22 protein-coding genes are annotated in these 17,677 nt (G+C 45.5%); 11 read left to right on the top strand and 11 right to left on the bottom strand.

What is annotated here, in order from left to right; genetic code table 11:
- Nucleotides 1–286: 286 nt before the first annotated feature.
- Genes nqrF through NBH16_RS03415 form a run of 6 tightly spaced genes read right to left on the bottom strand, consistent with a single transcriptional unit; the run spans nucleotide 287 to nucleotide 6,280 of the window.
- The gene (gene nqrF / locus NBH16_RS03440) at nucleotides 287–1,561 is read right to left on the bottom strand and encodes an NADH:ubiquinone reductase (Na(+)-transporting) subunit F (protein ID WP_010182986.1); all 1,275 of its coding nucleotides are present in this window, start codon (nucleotides 1,559–1,561) and stop codon (nucleotides 287–289) included.
- 40 nt (nucleotides 1,562–1,601) lie between these two features.
- Entirely contained in the window at nucleotides 1,602–2,219 is a 618-nt protein-coding gene (gene nqrE / locus NBH16_RS03435; RefSeq protein WP_005856893.1) for an NADH:ubiquinone reductase (Na(+)-transporting) subunit E, read from the bottom strand.
- A gap of 25 nt (nucleotides 2,220–2,244) precedes the next feature.
- The gene (locus NBH16_RS03430; RefSeq protein ID WP_005856891.1) at nucleotides 2,245–2,874 is read right to left on the bottom strand and encodes an NADH:ubiquinone reductase (Na(+)-transporting) subunit D; all 630 of its coding nucleotides are present in this window, start codon (nucleotides 2,872–2,874) and stop codon (nucleotides 2,245–2,247) included.
- 7 nt (nucleotides 2,875–2,881) lie between these two features.
- The gene (gene nqrC, locus NBH16_RS03425; RefSeq protein WP_250788103.1) at nucleotides 2,882–3,694 is read right to left on the bottom strand and encodes an NADH:ubiquinone reductase (Na(+)-transporting) subunit C; all 813 of its coding nucleotides are present in this window, start codon (nucleotides 3,692–3,694) and stop codon (nucleotides 2,882–2,884) included.
- Nucleotides 3,695–3,707: 13 nt separating this feature from the next.
- Nucleotides 3,708–4,910, bottom strand: a complete 1,203-nt coding sequence (locus NBH16_RS03420) for an NADH:ubiquinone reductase (Na(+)-transporting) subunit B (RefSeq protein WP_005862260.1) — start codon at nucleotides 4,908–4,910, stop codon at nucleotides 3,708–3,710.
- 23 nt (nucleotides 4,911–4,933) lie between these two features.
- Complete coding sequence (locus NBH16_RS03415) at nucleotides 4,934–6,280, bottom strand: Na(+)-translocating NADH-quinone reductase subunit A (RefSeq protein ID WP_008772142.1); 1,347 nt, start codon at nucleotides 6,278–6,280, stop codon at nucleotides 4,934–4,936.
- Nucleotides 6,281–6,412: 132 nt separating this feature from the next.
- Here NBH16_RS03415 and NBH16_RS03410 point away from each other — a divergent pair, with 132 nt between their 5' ends.
- Both NBH16_RS03410 and NBH16_RS03405 read left to right on the top strand, forming a co-directional pair.
- Nucleotides 6,413–7,681, top strand: a complete 1,269-nt coding sequence (locus NBH16_RS03410) for a type IX secretion system plug protein (protein WP_005856883.1) — start codon at nucleotides 6,413–6,415, stop codon at nucleotides 7,679–7,681.
- 44 nt (nucleotides 7,682–7,725) lie between these two features.
- Nucleotides 7,726–8,694, top strand: coding sequence for a 4Fe-4S binding protein (locus NBH16_RS03405; RefSeq protein ID WP_005862258.1), 969 nt, complete (start codon nucleotides 7,726–7,728; stop codon nucleotides 8,692–8,694).
- Here NBH16_RS03405 and guaD read toward each other — a convergent pair.
- From guaD to NBH16_RS03385, 4 genes are read right to left on the bottom strand one after another with little or no spacing between them, the layout of a single operon-like run.
- Nucleotides 8,659–9,999 (bottom strand): guanine deaminase, encoded by a 1,341-nt coding sequence (gene guaD, locus NBH16_RS03400; protein WP_250788102.1) that lies wholly within the window; start codon nucleotides 9,997–9,999, stop codon nucleotides 8,659–8,661. The genes NBH16_RS03405 and guaD overlap by 36 nt on opposite strands.
- A 12-nt stretch (nucleotides 10,000–10,011) precedes the next feature.
- Nucleotides 10,012–10,914, bottom strand: a complete 903-nt coding sequence (locus NBH16_RS03395; RefSeq protein ID WP_009017469.1) for a cation diffusion facilitator family transporter — start codon at nucleotides 10,912–10,914, stop codon at nucleotides 10,012–10,014.
- A gap of 9 nt (nucleotides 10,915–10,923) precedes the next feature.
- Entirely contained in the window at nucleotides 10,924–12,216 is a 1,293-nt protein-coding gene (locus NBH16_RS03390; RefSeq protein ID WP_005862252.1) for an L-cysteine desulfidase family protein, read from the bottom strand.
- Between the two features lie 44 nt (nucleotides 12,217–12,260).
- On the bottom strand, nucleotides 12,261–12,632 hold the full coding sequence (locus NBH16_RS03385; protein ID WP_005856873.1) for an Hpt domain-containing protein: 372 nt from the start codon (nucleotides 12,630–12,632) through the stop codon (nucleotides 12,261–12,263).
- Between the two features lie 683 nt (nucleotides 12,633–13,315).
- Here NBH16_RS03385 and NBH16_RS03380 point away from each other — a divergent pair.
- From NBH16_RS03380 to NBH16_RS03340, 9 genes are all read left to right on the top strand, one after another.
- Nucleotides 13,316–13,702: a hypothetical protein gene (locus tag NBH16_RS03380; protein WP_009126113.1), complete on the top strand. Its 387-nt coding sequence runs from the start codon at nucleotides 13,316–13,318 to the stop codon at nucleotides 13,700–13,702.
- A gap of 161 nt (nucleotides 13,703–13,863) precedes the next feature.
- A complete protein-coding gene (locus NBH16_RS03375; RefSeq protein WP_004291535.1) occupies nucleotides 13,864–14,079 on the top strand; it encodes a hypothetical protein in 216 nt (71 codons plus the stop codon).
- Between the two features lie 11 nt (nucleotides 14,080–14,090).
- Complete coding sequence (locus NBH16_RS03370; RefSeq protein ID WP_004291534.1) at nucleotides 14,091–14,312, top strand: hypothetical protein; 222 nt, start codon at nucleotides 14,091–14,093, stop codon at nucleotides 14,310–14,312.
- Nucleotides 14,313–14,325: 13 nt separating this feature from the next.
- Nucleotides 14,326–14,742, top strand: a complete 417-nt coding sequence (locus NBH16_RS03365; protein WP_004291533.1) for a PcfK-like family protein — start codon at nucleotides 14,326–14,328, stop codon at nucleotides 14,740–14,742.
- Nucleotides 14,739–16,070: a PcfJ domain-containing protein gene (locus tag NBH16_RS03360; RefSeq protein WP_004291532.1), complete on the top strand. Its 1,332-nt coding sequence runs from the start codon at nucleotides 14,739–14,741 to the stop codon at nucleotides 16,068–16,070. Before NBH16_RS03365 ends, NBH16_RS03360 begins: the two co-directional genes overlap by 4 nt.
- 24 nt (nucleotides 16,071–16,094) lie before the next feature.
- Nucleotides 16,095–16,352 carry a DUF8466 domain-containing protein gene (locus NBH16_RS03355; RefSeq protein ID WP_004291531.1) on the top strand — a complete coding sequence of 86 codons (258 nt, stop codon included), beginning with the start codon at nucleotides 16,095–16,097 and terminating at the stop codon, nucleotides 16,350–16,352.
- A 19-nt stretch (nucleotides 16,353–16,371) separates the two neighbouring features.
- The gene (locus NBH16_RS03350) at nucleotides 16,372–16,605 is read left to right on the top strand and encodes a DUF3873 domain-containing protein (RefSeq protein WP_004304291.1); all 234 of its coding nucleotides are present in this window, start codon (nucleotides 16,372–16,374) and stop codon (nucleotides 16,603–16,605) included.
- The gene (locus NBH16_RS03345) at nucleotides 16,602–16,847 is read left to right on the top strand and encodes a DUF6956 domain-containing protein (protein ID WP_004291529.1); all 246 of its coding nucleotides are present in this window, start codon (nucleotides 16,602–16,604) and stop codon (nucleotides 16,845–16,847) included. The genes NBH16_RS03350 and NBH16_RS03345 overlap by 4 nt, the downstream gene beginning before the upstream one ends.
- A gap of 53 nt (nucleotides 16,848–16,900) precedes the next feature.
- Nucleotides 16,901–17,209: a hypothetical protein gene (locus NBH16_RS03340; RefSeq protein WP_004304290.1), complete on the top strand. Its 309-nt coding sequence runs from the start codon at nucleotides 16,901–16,903 to the stop codon at nucleotides 17,207–17,209.
- A 33-nt stretch (nucleotides 17,210–17,242) separates the two neighbouring features.
- Here NBH16_RS03340 and NBH16_RS23370 read toward each other — a convergent pair whose 3' ends face one another.
- Nucleotides 17,243–17,632, bottom strand: a complete 390-nt coding sequence (locus tag NBH16_RS23370) for a hypothetical protein (RefSeq protein ID WP_004291527.1) — start codon at nucleotides 17,630–17,632, stop codon at nucleotides 17,243–17,245.
- Nucleotides 17,633–17,677: the final 45 nt, after the last annotated feature.

Below are 17,677 nucleotides of genomic sequence, written 5' to 3'. Positions count from 1 at the left end.
GCTGTGAACCGGTTCAGGAAACAACTTTCAACCCTGTGAAGTTTTTCAGGAGAAGCTTCTCTAAGATGTGAAGTACCTTAGAAAATAACAGTAAAATCTGTGAAGTAAATTTAGGCATAGTCAAAGTACGACTTATTTCGTTAATGAAGTATATATCCTATGACACATGCAGTATATATCCTATAGCATTTGAAGTATATCTTCGTAAAGAGGAGTTTCAGGGCCAAAATAAAAAAGGCGAGGATCTTAACCCCCGCCTTCTATCTGTAGATATAGAAATCCTATTTTATCCACCGAAATCATCGAAGTGCAACATCTCACGAGGTACACCCAAGTTATCCAGCATATTTTCCACGGCCTTTGACATCGGGCCCGGACCACACATGTAGTATTCGATATCTTCCGGAGCCTCGTGATCCTTCAAGTAAGTATCATGGATTACTTGATGAACGAATCCAGCCGTATATTTAACACCCGCAGCATCAGCGGCAGGATCAGGACGGTCAAGCGCCAAGTGGAACGTAAAGTTTGGGAATTCTTTCTCTATTTCCAAGAAATCTTCCAAATAGAACACTTCGTTCAAGGCACGCGCGCCATAGAAGTAAGACATCTTACGATCCGTAGTCTTCAACGTCTTCGTCATGTGCATGATTTGGGCACGCAACGGAGCCATACCAGCACCACCACCAATCCACATCATCTCTCTCTTAGAATCGAAAATTGGGTGGAAATCACCATAAGGACCACTCATAGTCACCTTATCACCCGGTTTCAACGTAAAGATATAAGAAGAAGCGATACCCGGCATCACATCCATGAAACCAACTTGTGGTTTCGGTTTGAACGGCGGCGTAGCGATACGCACGGTCAACATGATACGGTCACCCTCAGCAGGATAGTTAGCCATAGAATAGGCACGGATAGACGGTGAGTCGTTCTTACACTTCAAACCGAATAAACCGAATTTCTCCCAAGCCGGCAGATACTCGGGACCGATCAAGCTCTTATCGATATCCTTGTTATAATCCATTGAGTATGTAGGGATCTTGATCTGAGCGTAAGAACCCGGAATAAAGTCCATGTGCTCACCTTTAGGTAACGCAACGATAAACTCCTTGATAAATGTAGCGACGTTCTTGTTACTGATAACCTCGCATTCCCATTCCTTAACGCCAAATACCTCGTCTGGTACCTGAACGACCATATCCTCTTTCACCTTGCATTGACAAGCCAAACGCCAATGATCTTTCACTTGTTTACGAGAGAAGAAACCTTTCTCAGTAGGTAGGATCTCACCACCGCCATCAATAACTTGAGCACGGCACTGACCGCATTTACCACCACCACCACAAGCGGAAGACAAGAAGATGCCACCGCTCTGTAGCGCACCTAGCAAAGTTCCACCAATCGGGGTCTCTATATCTTTCTCTCCGTTAACCTTCAAGCTTACATTCCCTGAAGGCACCAATTTTGCTTTGGCGAACAAAAGCAAACCGACCAAGATCAGCGTGATCAATAAGAATACTATTGCGCTGACACCAATCGTAAGTCCGCCCGACATTAATAAAGTCATCTTTATATTTTGTTTAATGCGTTAATACTTAAATCTTCAGACCAGAGAAACACATGAATGCCATACCCATCAAACCCGTGATGATGAAAGTAATACCCAAACCTTTCAAAGCATTGGGGACATTTGAATATGACAATTTCTCACGGATAGCCGCCATACCTACGATAGCCAGCAACCAACCGATACCAGATCCTAAACCATAAACAGTGGCGACACCTACATTAGGGAACGCTTTTTGTTGCATAAACAGAGAACCACCCAAGATAGCGCAGTTTACAGCGATCAGCGGCAAAAAGATACCAAGGGAAGCATACAAAGACGGAGAGAATTTCTCGACTACCATCTCGACCAACTGCACGAAAGAAGCGATAACGGCGATAAAGATAATAAACGCCAAGAAGCTAAGGTTCACCTCCGCATATTCCGGGCCTAACCAACTTAACGCACCTTCTTTCAATACATAATTCTCAAGCATATAGTTAATCGGCAACGTACAGAAAAGTACGAATGTCACTGCTATACCTAATCCTAAAGCGGTCTTCACGTTCTTTGAGACAGCCACGAAAGAGCACATACCCAAATAGTATGCGAAGATCATGTTGTCAACGAAGATCGAGCGGACGAATGTGCTTAATAATTGTTCCATTCTATTATTCGTTTAATCGTTAACATTAATTTTCTTGAAGTTCCTTGTTCTTAGCACGATGAACCCAAATAATAACAGCGATCACGATCAACGCCATCGGAGGCAAGATCATCAAACCATTGTTCACGTAACCCAGATCATAGAATGCCTGCGGAATCACTTGGAAACCCAATAAGGTACCAGATCCCAGCAATTCACGGAAGAAACCTACGATAATAAGAATAATCGCATATCCCAGACCGTTACCAATGCCATCCAAGAACGATTCCCATGGGCCGTTACCCAAGGCGAACGCTTCCAGACGTCCCATCAAGATACAGTTCGTAATGATCAAACCGACAAATACGGAAAGCTGTTTGTTTACGTCATAAGCAAAAGCTTTCAACACCTCACTAACGATTGTCACCAAAGCGGCAACTACCACCAATTGCACGATAATACGGATACGGTTCGGAATCGTATTACGCATCAATGAAATGATCACGTTAGCGAAAGCTACGACAGCCGTCACCGAGATACCCATCACGATGGCCGGCTCAAGTTTTGATGTTACAGCCAACGCAGAGCAAATACCCAACATCTGAACGACAACCGGGTTGTTAGCGCTCAACGGGCCTAACAGAACTTCTTTATTCTTTTCAGATAATAATCCCATCTTCTACTTAATTTTGTGAGGTCAAAAATTTAACATAACCGCTCAAGCTGTTGAATAACATTTCATCCACACCTTTACTGGTAATTGTACCACCTGAGATACCGTCTACATAATCCTGTCCCGCTACGCTCTTACCCGGCTTAACAACAGCGACAGACTTGAATTCTCCACTCATGAAGATCTTCTTACCTTTGAACTCATTGCTGAACGCCGGTTTAGAGATCTCAGCTCCCAGACCCGGAGTTTCACCTTGGTGGCTGAAGTCAGCACCATAAATAGTATTCTTATCACTATCTACAGAGATATAACCCCATAACGGACCCCAAAGACCTGCTCCATGCAAAGCCATGATATATTTCGGTTGACCATCTACATTTGCGACGAAAACCGGATATTGATGCTCAGTAGCAGCCTTAACTACATCCGTAGCGAAAGCGTCGCCTTCAACCTTCTCACCATTCCCGTTTACCAAGAAAGCTTCCTTGATCAACTCGTTGTACTTGGTCTCAGCCTCAGAAGAAGAAACATTTACGTTGATAGAACGCAGAATTTGTTGTCTCTTATCGTTATCCTCGTTCTGTTTCTGAAAACTTCTCAATGATTGTGAAGTAAACGCCAATACGACAGCCACTAGCACAACCATCACAGCCGCATAAACAACCGTATAAACATTGCTATCCCGGTTTATGCCTTTCTTAGCGGCGCCCTCCTCCTTGATTTCCTCAAATTCGGAAGCAGGAGCGGAACATACCGGGCAAGTGTCAGGAGCCTTATTTCCCTCGTGGACATAGCCACATACCTTACATTTATATTTAGCCATATTCCTTCTTACTTTATTTTATTACACGTTTCAATCTGCGAGAGATATTAGCTTCCACAACATAATAGTCGATCAGGGGAGCGAACACGTTCATCAACAGGATAGCGAGCATCATACCCTCTGGATAACCCGGGTTCAACGCACGAATAATAATGGCCATAGCACCTACAAGGAAACCATAGATATATTTACCTGTCTCCGTACGAGCGGAAGTCACAGGGTCTGTAGCCATGAACACGGCACCAAAAGCGAAACCACCTAAGAACAAGTGATCCAGCGGAGATACGCACATAGCGACCGTAGTACCGATCATATTAAAGATCAATGACATGAAAGCACCACCCACGAACACGGAAACCATTGTCTTCCAACTTGCGATACCCGTAACCAACAAGATAACCGCACCGATCAAAATAGCCAATACGGAAGTCTCACCGATAGAGCCCGGGATCAAACCAATAAATGCGTCCCAAGTAGAGATCGGGTTGCCTAATACGTCAACAGCTTGGAAAGAACCGATCATCTCCTTACCAGCGATAGCGACTTGTCCTAGCGGAGTAGCTCCGGAAAAACCGTCAACTACTTGGCCAGCCCCGATACCAAACGTATCAGCCGTACGAACGAACACTTGATCACCAGACATTGCTGCCGGGTAAGCGAAGAATAAGAACGCACGTGTAACCAATGCTACATTAAATATATTATATCCCGTACCACCAAATACCTCTTTCGCGAAAATAACAGCGAAAGCAGTAGCTACAGCGATCATCCATAACGGAGTATCGACCGGAACGATCATCGGAATCAAGATACCGGAAACCAAGAATCCTTCTTGAATCTCTTCCTTCTTCACTTGGGCGACAGCGAACTCTATACCCAAACCTACCACATACGAAACAATGATCTTAGGCAATACCGCCAAAAATCCAAAAATAAAAGTCATCAAAAATCCCGGATCAGCCCCCACAGCTAAATTGTGCTGATAACCGACATTATACATACCAAAAAGCAAAGCAGGCAACAAAGCGATGATAACCACGGTCATGGCACGCTTTGAATCAATACAGTCATGAATATGTACGCCCGTTTTAGAGGTCTCGTTCGGAACAAATAAGAATGTTTCGAAACCGTCAAAAACAGAACGGAACATCGCCAGCTTTCCGCCTTCCTCAAAGTTAGGCTTAATCTTGTCGAGATAATTCCTTAACGCTTTCAATGTATTATAAGTTTTTTATGTTATTAATTCATTTCCTTATACAACAGGTTCAATCCGTCGCGAACGATCTTTTGCAACTCGATCTTGGAAGTGTCCACGAACTCGCAAAGAGCGAAGTCCTCGGGAGCCACCTCATAGATACCTAAGTTCTCCATCTTGTCGATATCGAACGCAATGATCGCTTTCAACAAATACTCCGGATAGATGTCCATCGGAAACACCTTATCGTATTCATTAGACATGATCATGGCACGTTTACCACCTTTGATACGGGCGTCGATCACATATTCCTTGCTAGTACCTAACCAGCTAAAGTAACTATGGCTAGCGCTGAACTGGTTGAAACGAGGCATAGCGAAACCTAAGAACTCATGCGTCTCATCACCTTCCGGAATCACGGTGATCTGGTTATCATAAGCGCCTAGGTAACCATCCATATTCACCTTGGTACCTGTCAAAACATTACCGCTGATAATACGGATATGTTCCTGTCCTAACACTTTACCGTTAACCAAGCTCTTAATCGTACAACCTGAAATCGTTTTAACGTAGCCTCTCTCGGTAGTCTCGGAACCGGTAATAGCAACCATACGGCTGAAATCGGCGACACCCTTGTTAAACAAGCGTCCGATAACGATCACGTCTGCCGGATTAACCGTCCAAACTACCTCACCCTTGTTAACGGGCTTGATATGATTGATCTGCACGCCAACGTTCGCTGCGGGATGCGGACCTTCTACTTCCACGATCTCCACACCTTTCATTCCGCTCACGACAGAACCACTTCTTACACCCACATACACTTTTCCATTCGTTAATTTAGCTAGGGCGTTTAATCCAGTCTGGAAATCAGCCTCCTGACCTTTTACGATAAAATCGAAGTTTGGAGCCAACGGAGCGGAGTAAAAAGCCGAAACGAAGATATCACGCGGAGTATCCAATGGAGCGGCAACGATATCGTATGGGCGTTGCTTGATAAACGGCCACATACCAGCGTTCAGAAGTACCTCTTTCACCTCTGCTCCCTGTAGGGATGCTACGTTCTTCTTACCGAACTCCTCATACTCGATCTGCGCATCCGGCTTCACAACGATGCTTAGCACCTTACGCTTCTCTCCTCGGTTTACGGCAGTTACCTCGCCACTGACCGGCGAAACAAACTTGATCTCGGGGCGGTTCTTGTCAATCATCAGTACAGAACCGGCTTTGACTTTTTCTCCTACTTTCGCAACAACTTTGGGGAGAATACCGTTATAATAATCGGGGACGATCGCATAAGACTCGCTCTTGCCGCCGTTTAACAGTACATCCGAAGCTTTGCCCTTCAGATTAATGTCTAAACCCTTTTTAATCTTAATCACATTTGCCATGATACAACTAAAATTGTTTATATGTAATTTTCCTGCAAAAGTAAACATTTTTTCATGCTTTAGAGCAGGGAAAGGCAAATAAATAGAGAAATAATTCCATAATTTTGCGTCGTTAAAGAAAGTAATAAGAAAATGAAAGTTTTTAAAATCCTATTTCTGCTGCTTATCACGGTTTTAGTACCGTTGAACGCTCAAGTGACTTACTTCACCAACGTTAGCGATAAGCAAATAAAGACCCTCCAAGTGAAGGTTGCCGGCGAGATGTTCTCCGACCCATTCATTGAACTGGGCGGTGAAAACCGTATCGAAGTTAATTTCGATGCTTTTAATCCGGGCTTCGGGCGATACGCCTATAATCTGGTTCATTGCAACGCCGATTGGACGCAATCGAATCTTTCCCCGATTGAGTATATGAATGGTTTCCAAGGGAGCACGATCGAGGATTTCGCCAATGCGATGGGTACTACGGTGCAATACACCAACTACCGATTACTTTTCCCAAACGATGACGTTCAACCGAAGGTCTCGGGGAATTATGCCTTGCAAGTATATAACGAGGATGATCCCTCCCAGATCGTATTTACCGCATGCTTTTCTATTTTTGAGCCGATGGTTAGTGTCGCCGCTACGGTGAGCGGAAATACGGATATCGATACCAATCAGTCACACCAACAAGTCAGCTTTGCGATCAATAACAAGAATTTCCCCATCACCTATCCTCAGACCGACTTGAAAATCTGGGTTTATCAGAATAACCGCAGGGATAATGCCGTAACAGGTCTTCAGCCTATGACTATTTTAGAAAACCAGATCTCTTATACGAACAATCAGAACTTGATCTTTCCCGCAGGAAACGAATATCGCCGTATGGAATTTTTGAGCAACAAATACAATGGCATGCACGTAGAAAGTATCTCGTTCCATAATCCATATTACCATGTAGAGTTGATGACGGACTATCGGCGTGACCAATTATCGTATCAATACGATCAAGATCAAGACGGCCGTTTCTTCATCCGTTGCAGTAATTGTAACGACCCGGATACGGAAGCGGACTATTACATCGTTCACTTTACCCTCGCCATGGACTTAATTCCCGATGGAAACGTGTATTTGAACGGTGAATTATATAATAATGTATTGGACGAGAAAAGTAAGATGGGCTATAATCCGGAGACGCATCAATACGAGAAATCCGTCTTACTGAAACAAGGCAGTTACAACTATCAGTACCTCTTTGTCCCTAACGGACAGACCGTAGGACAGACCGGCCCTATCGAGGGTAATTTCTTCCAGACGGAGAACGAATATAGCATTTACGTCTACTATTGTCCAATGGGAGCACGGTATGATCGTTTAATCGGTGTAACTAGTATCAGAAATACAATGCCCGTGCTATAATTATTCGCGTAAAAGGCATACTTTTACGCATAAAATAATTGAGCATGAAAACGAGACGTATTGTTATCAGTACCGTATTATTAGTCGGGGGACTTCTCTCGATCGTTCAAGTCATGCCTAAAAATCCACTGTTGATAGGCGAAAGGTTATTTCCGTATGGAGGATGGATACAAGTGATACTTGCCATGCTATACGGTGGTTGGCTCTGCTATAAGATGCAAGATCGGCAAGAACGTCCCAAATGGAGAAAACGAGCGTGGTTGTTATTCTCGATCGTTTTTTTCGGGCAACTTGCTCTAGGGATTTTTGCCGATCCCATTTTCCTTATGACCGGGAAACTGCATTTACCGATCCCTGCGGTAATCTTGGCCGGACCGCTTTATCGCTTTGATGGATTATTCATGCCCATACTTTTTATCAGCACCTTATTACTATCCGGTCCCGCTTGGTGTAGCCAGCTTTGTTACTTCGGGGCATTCGACGCATGGAGTGCCCGGGGAAAATTGGAGCGAAAAAGGTTCCCCTATCACAAGCAAATGCGATACAGCATATTATTTCTGGTTATGTTGGGGGCCATCCTACTCCGAATATTCGGAGCGAGCGGCAGGATAGCCACCGCTTTCGGAATAGCGGTCGGAGTTATCGGCCTACTTGTCATGCTATTGTTTTCCAGAAAGAGACGGAAGATGGTGCATTGCAGTAGTTATTGTCCGATCGGGACTTTAGTGTCTTTCCTCAAATACCTCTCTCCTTTCCGGGTACGACTGACCACGGATTGTTGCTATTGCATGGCTTGCACAAACGCTTGCCGTTATGATGCCCTACATAAAGAAGAGATCGAGAAGGGAAAGATCGGCTATACCTGTACCTATTGCGGAGATTGCCTCTCCGCTTGCAAGCACGGGGCTATAGAATATCATTTCCCGGGATTGCGCCCGACTACTGCCGAGCGCCTATGGATCGTCGTAACGGTCGTATTACATACTTGTTTCTTGATGATCGCACGAATCTGAGCCGTATACTTGCTTGCCCATTATATAAGTACATACCGTATTCCGGTCATCGCCGAGGGTTTGCAGGCCAAACAGCTTATTCTCGATCGTCCATTTATCTCTCGAACGAAGATACTCCATACGCAATTTCTGGACAGAGGTAGCGGCATAATCCACGACTATGAAATCCGCTTCACGGCCAGGGAGGAAACTTCCGATTCGGTCGTCCAACGATAAGGCCCGTGCAGAGCCTAGCGTACATTTATAGATAGCCTCCAAAGCTGTCATCGGATAACCGTTCAACTGTTGTACCTTATAGGCCTCTCCCATCGTACGCCACATAGAGAAAGATGTACCCGCACCGACATCTGTCGCCAAGGTAGTACGTACGCCGTAACGGTTCGCTTCCCTCATATCGAATAATCCGCTTCCAAGGAAAAGGTTCGAGGTCGGGCAATGGGCGATAATGCCTCCCGTTTCTCCCAACCGCTTATATTCCCGATCGGTTAGATGGACACAATGCCCGAATATCGAACGATCGGTCAACAATCCGGCACGCTCATAGACCTCCAAATAATCCGCATGACCGGGACAGAGCGATAAGACAGATTCAATCTCTCCCAGATTCTCCGAAAGATGTGTCTGTATATAGGTACTGGGATATTCGGCATGTAAACGACCGGCAGACTTTAATTGATCCGGCGTACTGGTTATGGCGAAACGGGGCGTGATCACATAGTGATTCCGTCCTTTCCCGTCCCAATCCTCGATTAAGCTACGGCAGTCCAACTCACCCTGATGCGTGGTATCCATCAGATAATCCGGAGCGTTCCGGTTCATCATCACCTTTCCAGCCAAGATACACATATTATACTCCGTAGCCACGGAAAATAATGCGGTCACGGAAGCAGGATGAACCGTGGCATAAGCGGCACAAGTCGTAGTTCCGTTCTTCACCAGTTCCTTCACGAAAAAGCGAGCGATATCTTGTGCATATTCCATGGAAGAGAAAGCTTCCTCGGCGGGAAACGTATATTCGTCCAGCCAATCCAGAAGTTGCTTGCCATACATTCCCTGTATCTCCGACTGGGAGAAATGGATATGGGAATCAATAAAGCCGGGTGTAATCAATTTACCGGAATAGTCTGTCACCGGGAAATCCGGGTAACGGGAACGCATCGCCTCGAACGGCCCCGCCTCTACAATCTTTCCATCAACAACAGCCAGTCCCCCATCCTCAAAATAGCGGTAAGCCTCCACATGATCCAGCGGGGAAGTGATCAAATAGAACACTTCTCCCCTATATAAGTTCTTCATCATGGTCAAATAACAATTCGTTTATTTAATTGGTTCCACGTGCAAAGCGATGTGCGTAGCCTGACCGAACTTATCACGCAGATTCTGTTCGATCTCTTTCGTCAAGTCATGGGCACGAGTCACGGTTATCTGTCCGTCCACCCGTATATGCGCCTCGATAGCAAAATTATTACCGATGCGGCGGGTACGTAGATTATGCGGGCTCTTTACCTCGGGAACCTCACTAATGATCGCCAAGATCTCATCCTCCACCTCCTTCGGCAAAGATTTCTCCAATAAGTCATTGATTGCGGGGATCACCAGCTGCAAGGCTACTTTTACGATAAACAAACTGACAATCACAGCCGCCAACGGGTCCAGCACACGCCAATTATCCCCCAACAAAATCGCCCCTCCAATACCTAAAGCCGTACCGATCGAGGAAAAGGCATCCGAGCGATGATGCCAAGCGTTAGCGATAACGACTTGACTATTCTGCTTCCTTCCTACCCAAACCGTAATATGATACAGTAATTCCTTGATCACAATGGAGATAAGAGCGGCAACTAAAGCGATCATTCCCGGACTTTCCAACGGAATCCCCTTGAAATAAAAGTCATAAATCTTGTTCGCTCCCTCCCAGAAAAGGCCAAAACCTACACAAAGCAAGACGATACCGACAATTGAAGTCGCCAAAGTCTCGTATTTACCATGCCCGTAATCATGGCTCTCGTCCTTTGGCTTGGAAGATATATTGACAAAAAGAAGTACGATTATATCCGTTACGAAATCAGATAACGAATGCACCGCATCGGCGATCATAGCGCTACTATGCCCCCAGATACCCGCCACGAACTTGAATACCAATAAAACAAAATTAGCGAATGACCCTAAAAGTGTCACTCGCATAATCTCTTTTTTCCTCGCCTTTGGTGCCTCCTCCATAGAATCCCATTAACAAGATTTACCGGTCATGATGTCCAGCACCAGACGATCCGTCGCCTCCATTCCTTTAGAACCGATAGCGGTCAAGTTCGCGATCGATTTATCCACATCCTCATCGATGATACCTTCCACGGAAGTCACCACCTTATCCTCCATGGCCATCAAAGCGGAAAGCATCGCCGTAGATACGCCACTAGATACTTTCATCGCGCAACTCGGCTTGGCACCGTCACAGATCATTCCGGTAATATTACCGATCATATTCTTGATCGCATAAGAAATCCGCGCCTTATTTCCTCCCATCAAATAGGTGATAGCGCAACTCGCTCCCGTAGCGGCAACCACACAACCGCAAAGGGCGGACAAGCGTCCCAGACTTTGCTTGATATAGATCACCATCAAATGGCTTAACATCAACGCACGGATCAGTTGCTCTTCCGAGCATTGGATATCCTCGGCGAAAGAAAGAACCGGAAGCGTAGCGGCGATTCCTTGATTACCGCTTCCCGAATTACTCATCACCGGGATCATAGCGCCGTCCATGCGAGCGTCGCAAGCGGCGGAAGTCATGATCAACATATGCGTATAAGCGGAATCTCCCATGAACTTACGGCCGAAAGCACCCGAGACTGTCTTGCTTACGGTATGTCCGTAATTGCCTTTCATGGAAGCTTGGGCAGCTTTCTTATTCAACTCGGCCGTTTCTAAAATAAAACGAATCTCATCCAATGGCATTTCCATGGCAAACTCATAGACCATAGAGAAGGAAAGACGTAAATCCTTATTCTCACATACTTCCTCGCCAGAAGCGTTTGCCGTACGTAAATCAGTCAATACCTCCCCGTTTTTCTCTACATATATTATATGGGTATGCTCATGGCAAATGATCACCCTTGAACGATCGCTCCCTGCAGAACTTATAATTTCGATATAAAGTTTATCTACATTCTCTTTCAGGTCTATACCGATACATTTCTTGCAGACCATTTCCTTACCTTCTTTCAATCCCTCCGGAGTCAAGTCTTTCAGCACCTCTAGCCCATAAGCGGACTTACCGATGATCGATCCCAAAGCGATAGCGATAGGCAACCCCACCATGCCAGTCCCCGGGATTCCTACTCCCATGGCATTCTTCAGGATATTGGCGCTCAGATAAACCTCTATCTTCTCTGGCTTACGCCCCAGCACTTCCGCCGCTTTTGCGGCCGCCAAAGCCACGGCAATAGGTTCCGTACATCCGATAGCAGGGATTACCTCCCTGTGAATCAAATCTATAATTTGAGTTTTTATGATAGTATCCATACTGATAGTCTTTATTTAGAATTAGATAGTTAATATACAATAGATTAAGAACAAAACTCAACAACGATATCTCGCAAGGCATCGTATTGTTTTCCCAATGCATCTTCATAACGCAACGCTTCTTCCAGATTCCCTTCTCTCAACAGCGATAGTATATTATTCGATACATCGAATAGATTTACCAGACCTAAATTAGCGGCTATCCCTTTCAAGGTATGCGAATATAGCTTGGCATTCTCCAAATCCCGCTCTACTAAAGAGCTCCGTAATTTCACATACGAACCGTCTGTAGTAATAAATTTATATAGAAACTTTTTGAAGAGGCTATCACTATTCATAAAACGATCTAAGGTATTCTCTTTATCCCAAGCAGCTACATCTATTAATGCGTTATAAAAAGCATCGTTCTCATTCATTTTTTTATGATATTAGTTTTCGTACAAAATTAGGAATTTTATAGACACTACCAACGTTAGCGGTATTCTTTTTCTTTACTTACCGCAACTTGGGTACGGAACGATAATTTTAGTACTTTTGTCGCCTACTTCGGGACCTAGAACGCCCGGGCTGTATTTATCCGATTAATAGAATTGAAAAAGGAATGGGAATTTCATCGCCGCTTGTAGATTTGCAACATGAAGTTACGAAAAGAGTGTAATTTATTGGAAATGAGCGTAGGTTAATTGCTCTTGATAGTAATAGGTTACGATTTAGTTAGTTATCTACTGCATTATCCTTCTGCGCGTTGCGTAACCTTCAAAGAACTCTTCGTATGCAAAAGTAGCTATTTAATTCGAGATTTTGATATAAACTCCCGTTTTTTATCCCCTCATTCATAAGAATTTTCCGTAAAAGCGGTATTGTCCGTCGGCACACCATTGCCCAAAACGAGTTTGGAACAAACGTGTGCCGACTACCGCATAGCTGGAGAAAAGGGCATTGCCTCACGCCTAAACGATGTTTAGACAGATGAAGCAATGCCCCTTTCTTTTGCGCCTATGCCAAGAGGTGCTTTTACGGGTTTTCAAATGATTTTTCTTTTTTCGCTGTCTCTTTTGCCGGAAGCGGAAAGTGAATGCAGAGTGTGTCAGCCTGCCCCATGAATGAAACAGGCGCCCACACACAGCCGGACAAACCGGGAAGAATGATTGTTGCCACCCGGCTGAACAAGTTCCGTCGGATCGGAAACAATCATACTTCCTTTGTTGTGGTTTGCCCTTTTCACGCTTCCGGTGATGTCTTTTTCCTTTTGGTGATTCTTTTTTTTACGGATTTTCCCCTGAAGTTTTTTTCTACACAATCTGCCTCTGTTTTCGTTTACCTCCATTTTGCGCCTTTCAGTAAGCCGCATCAGTCAGTCATTTTCGTTCTGGGCGCAAAGGTAATTCCGGGATTGGACGGGAAAGCAAGGTCAAGCCTCCTGTTTTCGGTAAAAATCTCCAGCCCTGCGGGTAGTATTTTGACCGAAAAACCTTGCATTCCCTAATCCCTACCTTTTCAAGCACCCGAAACGAAAACGACCGATGCGACAGAAAGACGCATAAAAAAAATGTCGGATAAACGAGAGGCAGATAAGATAGTTTGAAACTCAACTCCCTCAGCTCTTGAATCCGCATTAAAAACAAAAAAATCAAAAACAGCGAAGATATGACGGCAACGGCAAATTTCAGACAAATGGCGCAACACATCGGGTTGGCGATATGCGGCTTGATGATGCGCACCGCCTTCGGGGTGTTCGGCATCCTTTGGGGCATCATCAGAGAGATTGTAAACGGAGTGTTCCGAGTGGCGATAGGTGTAATCGTGGCTATCCTTTCCACCATTGCCTTCTTTGGCTTCATCCTTTGGTTATTCACCCTTTAACCCTTACCGACATGGCAAAAAGAAACAGCAAGACGGCAGCGCAGCAGTGCAGATATTACGAGGTGGACAACATCTTCGTGTATATGGTGGAAACGTACATCAACGGCAATTTTGAAACTTTCCGAAGATTGTACCACGAACTGAACAAGGACGCACGGAGGGATTTCATGGACTTCCTTCTCAGCGAGGTAGAGCCGACCTATTGGAGAGAGATACTGAAACAGATAATCTAAAAATGACAGCGATATGAAAGGAACAGACCATTTCAAGAGAACGATATATATGTACTTGGAACAGCGTGCGGAGGAAGATGCGCTATTTGCAAAGAAGTACCGCAACCCTGCCAAGAACATGGACGAGTGCGTGACCCACATTCTGAACTATGTGCAGAAAAGCGGTTGCAACGGTTTCACGGACGGAGAGATATTCGGGCAAGCCATCCACTACTATGAGGAAAACGAGATAGAGGTGGGCAAACCGATGGACTGCCAAGTGGTTGTGAACCACGTTGTGAAACTCACGGCAGAGGAAAAGGCGGAGGCACGTCAGAACGCTGTCCGCAAATACCAAGAGGAGGAACTCCGCAAGTTGCAGAACCGCCACAGACCGTCAGCGAGAAAAGAAAACCAACCCCAACCCTCATTATTTGATTTAGGCTTATGAAACCGAAGACCAAGATACAGAAAGAGGTGGCAAGACTTTCCGCCAACCTTCGCCCCATATCAGCGACACAAATAGATTGGGCATACCGCCACTGCGTTGAGCATATCGGCTACCGCACCAAGAAAGGGAACATCACCTGTTCCGACTGCGGTCACGAGTGGCACAGCGACAGCGGACTATGCGACACCCTTGAAGGCTGCACCTGCCCCAAATGCCATGCCGAACTCAAAGTGCAGGACACACGCAGACGCATCTACAAGGAAACGCAGAATTTCAGCGTGATAACCACCTGCAAAGGGTATCAGGTAATCCGCGTGGCGCAGGTCAGATGCGAGAGCAGGAAAGGCGAACCGATGCGTTTCTACTGCCACGAGGTCGTGCAGCGTTGGATTTCACCCGACGGCAAGGTTACGGACATGGCGTTGCTCCGTGGCTTCCTTTTCTGCTATTGCGATGTGTGGGCATTAGGCAGCGATATGGAGGTAAGACCGCACAACAGCCTATACGATGATGTGGTGGCAAGAAGCTGTGCATATCCAAAGATGAGGATATTGCCCCAACTCAGACGTAACGGCTTCAAGGGCGATTTCCACGGCATCTCCCCCGTGCGTCTTTTCAAAGCCTTGCTTTCAGACCCAAGAATTGAAACCCTTATGAAAGGCGGTGAGATTGAGGTCATGAAACACTTTCTTTTCAATACCCGTACTGCCGATGAATGTTGGGCATCATATCTGATTGCCAAGCGTCACAAGTATCAGATAGACAACCTCTCAATGTGGTGCGACTATCTGCGTATGCTCAAAAAACTCGGTCAAGACCTCCGTAACCCGAAGAACATCTGTCCCGAAGATTTCATGGCGGCACACGACAACGCAACCCGAAAAATTGAAGCCATACACGAGAAGGAAAGAGCCGCAGAGCAACGCCGTTGGGAGATTGAAAGGCGTGAGCGTGAGCAACAGCGACAACTCCAACGAAAGAAAGATGCGGAGGATTTCATCGCCAACAAATCCAAATTCTTCGGCTTGGTAATCACGGACGAGGAAATAATCGTCAAGGTGCTTGAAAGCATAGACGAGTATTACAACGAGGGCAAGACGCAGGGCATCTGCGTGTTTGGCAGTGGATACTACAAGAAAGCCGACACCCTCATACTATCGGCAAGGATTGGCGATGAGATTATTGAAACCGTAGAGGTGGACTTGCGAACCCTCGAAGTGGTGCAGTGCCACGGCAAGCACAACCAGGACACCGAATATCACGAGCGCATCATAGACCTTGTGAACAAGAACGCCAACCTTATCCGTGAGCGGATGAAAGCGGCATAGCATAACCCCTAAAACAACATTGATATGGAAGTAAGAATTGAAAGTATGATTTGTGTGTGGGATGATGCAATCCCCACGATGTTCCTTGAATTTGTGAACCTCCTCACTCTCACAACGAGTGAGGGGGAATTGAGAAAGAGCGTAAAGGAGTTTGCCGAGAAGCACGAACTTGACAAGTTTTTCCTTTACGGCTTCGGCTCACACCATTTCTACCTGCACCAACGCTACACAAGCAACCCCGAAATGGTGATGAAGAACAGAGTTCTGTCAGTACATTTTTAACCATCTAAAAAGCAACATTATGACAACACGAATGACCATCAACGGAGTAAGCACCTGCGCGGAAGCAGGTACGGAGAAATACGAGCGTTTCCAATCGGGTATCGGAAGACGCAGGCGGACACTTGTGCAGTACGACTACCGCCACCCCATAGACAGAGAATTGTTCTCTTGTGTCAAACCCACGTTGGACGAGTGCCGAGCCGCACGGGACAAGTGGCTGAACGCAAAGAAGGGAAAGGAGGACAGACTATGAACACGACCTATCAAACGCTGATAGTCAAGTTCAGCGAACCTATCACGGCATTGGACGGTATCTTTGACGATACCGGAGCGTGGGGAACGGACACCCTCAAGGGGTGGATAGATGATTACGAAAGCACACGTTTCACCGCCACCGACAGCCATACGGCAGTCATCACGAGCGAGTACAATATGGAATGTGTGAAAGAGTGGCTACAACGGCAGACCCCCATTTCCGAAATGCGAGAATTTTGAACGGGATGGCGGTGTCCGCACCGCCAATACTTAAAACCCTAAAAACAAAAGATATGATAGCCAAGACGATATTACAGCAGATAGGCGGAAAACGCTTCACCGCCATGACAGGTAGCCGTGATTTCATAGATATGGGCAACGGCTTACGGATGAGCCTTGCAAGGAACAAAACAAGTGCCAACCGCCTTGACATCATCTATGACGAAGGGGCAGACCTCTACAATATGCGCTTCTACCGCAGGACGTTCAGCAAAAAGACCTTTGAGTGCAAGACAAAGGACATTGCCGTACACGAGGGTATCTATTTTGATATGCTGGAGGAAATGTTCACGATGGTGACGGGACTTTACACACGCTTTTGAGTGGCGGGGCGGCGAGAGCCGCCCTACTTTCTTTCAGTGAGCATGATGGCGGACAAAGAAAGTAGCAAAGAAACCTTTGTCCAATCTGCGATAACTAAAAAATCCGCAAGTAAAACTTGCGGAGGCTATATATTGGGTCGTTATTTTTTGGTGGAGGGGAATGATAATCTCGAACCGTTGAACTACACATTTCTGCTTCGTCTCCATTTCCCCCAACGATTTGATACGTTCAATCATTTTTGTTGTTCCTTTCTGAATTTTCCTAAATACTTTCTTCATAATTTCGCTATACTTTTTATGGTTAATAACTATGTTTTGTATTGCTCTCACAACACTTACAACTTGAAGTGTTATTTGGAAACCGATAGGCAAAAATGGCTCAACGATGTCAATTAACGAGAAAATCCTACGATAATCTATCAAGTGATAGAGCAAAAGACGTGCCAAGTTAAATATGGCACGTCTTTT

The organism is Parabacteroides sp. Y3-G-102 (genome assembly GCF_023656845.1).
Lineage (GTDB): Bacteria > Bacteroidota > Bacteroidia > Bacteroidales > Tannerellaceae > Parabacteroides > Parabacteroides distasonis.
Note: the sequence above shows the minus strand (reverse complement) of the source record. Positions and strands in the feature narration are given on the sequence as shown.

Coding starts and splice junctions, on each gene's coding strand:
- nqrF (WP_010182986.1), bottom strand. CDS start 1,561: ATGTCGGGCGGACTTACGATTGGTGTCAGCGCAATAGTATTCTTATTG.
- nqrE (WP_005856893.1), bottom strand. CDS start 2,219: ATGGAACAATTATTAAGCACATTCGTCCGCTCGATCTTCGTTGACAAC.
- NBH16_RS03430 (WP_005856891.1), bottom strand. CDS start 2,874: ATGGGATTATTATCTGAAAAGAATAAAGAAGTTCTGTTAGGCCCGTTG.
- nqrC (WP_250788103.1), bottom strand. CDS start 3,694: ATGGCTAAATATAAATGTAAGGTATGTGGCTATGTCCACGAGGGAAAT.
- NBH16_RS03415 (WP_008772142.1), bottom strand. CDS start 6,280: ATGGCAAATGTGATTAAGATTAAAAAGGGTTTAGACATTAATCTGAAG.
- NBH16_RS03410 (WP_005856883.1), top strand. CDS start 6,413: ATGAAAGTTTTTAAAATCCTATTTCTGCTGCTTATCACGGTTTTAGTA.
- NBH16_RS03405 (WP_005862258.1), top strand. CDS start 7,726: ATGAAAACGAGACGTATTGTTATCAGTACCGTATTATTAGTCGGGGGA.
- NBH16_RS03395 (WP_009017469.1), bottom strand. CDS start 10,914: ATGGAGGAGGCACCAAAGGCGAGGAAAAAAGAGATTATGCGAGTGACA.
- NBH16_RS03390 (WP_005862252.1), bottom strand. CDS start 12,216: ATGGATACTATCATAAAAACTCAAATTATAGATTTGATTCACAGGGAG.
- NBH16_RS03385 (WP_005856873.1), bottom strand. CDS start 12,632: ATGAATGAGAACGATGCTTTTTATAACGCATTAATAGATGTAGCTGCT.
- NBH16_RS03380 (WP_009126113.1), top strand. CDS start 13,316: ATGAATGAAACAGGCGCCCACACACAGCCGGACAAACCGGGAAGAATG.
- NBH16_RS03375 (WP_004291535.1), top strand. CDS start 13,864: ATGACGGCAACGGCAAATTTCAGACAAATGGCGCAACACATCGGGTTG.
- NBH16_RS03370 (WP_004291534.1), top strand. CDS start 14,091: ATGGCAAAAAGAAACAGCAAGACGGCAGCGCAGCAGTGCAGATATTAC.
- NBH16_RS03365 (WP_004291533.1), top strand. CDS start 14,326: ATGAAAGGAACAGACCATTTCAAGAGAACGATATATATGTACTTGGAA.
- NBH16_RS03360 (WP_004291532.1), top strand. CDS start 14,739: ATGAAACCGAAGACCAAGATACAGAAAGAGGTGGCAAGACTTTCCGCC.
- NBH16_RS03355 (WP_004291531.1), top strand. CDS start 16,095: ATGGAAGTAAGAATTGAAAGTATGATTTGTGTGTGGGATGATGCAATC.
- NBH16_RS03350 (WP_004304291.1), top strand. CDS start 16,372: ATGACAACACGAATGACCATCAACGGAGTAAGCACCTGCGCGGAAGCA.
- NBH16_RS03345 (WP_004291529.1), top strand. CDS start 16,602: ATGAACACGACCTATCAAACGCTGATAGTCAAGTTCAGCGAACCTATC.
- NBH16_RS03340 (WP_004304290.1), top strand. CDS start 16,901: ATGATAGCCAAGACGATATTACAGCAGATAGGCGGAAAACGCTTCACC.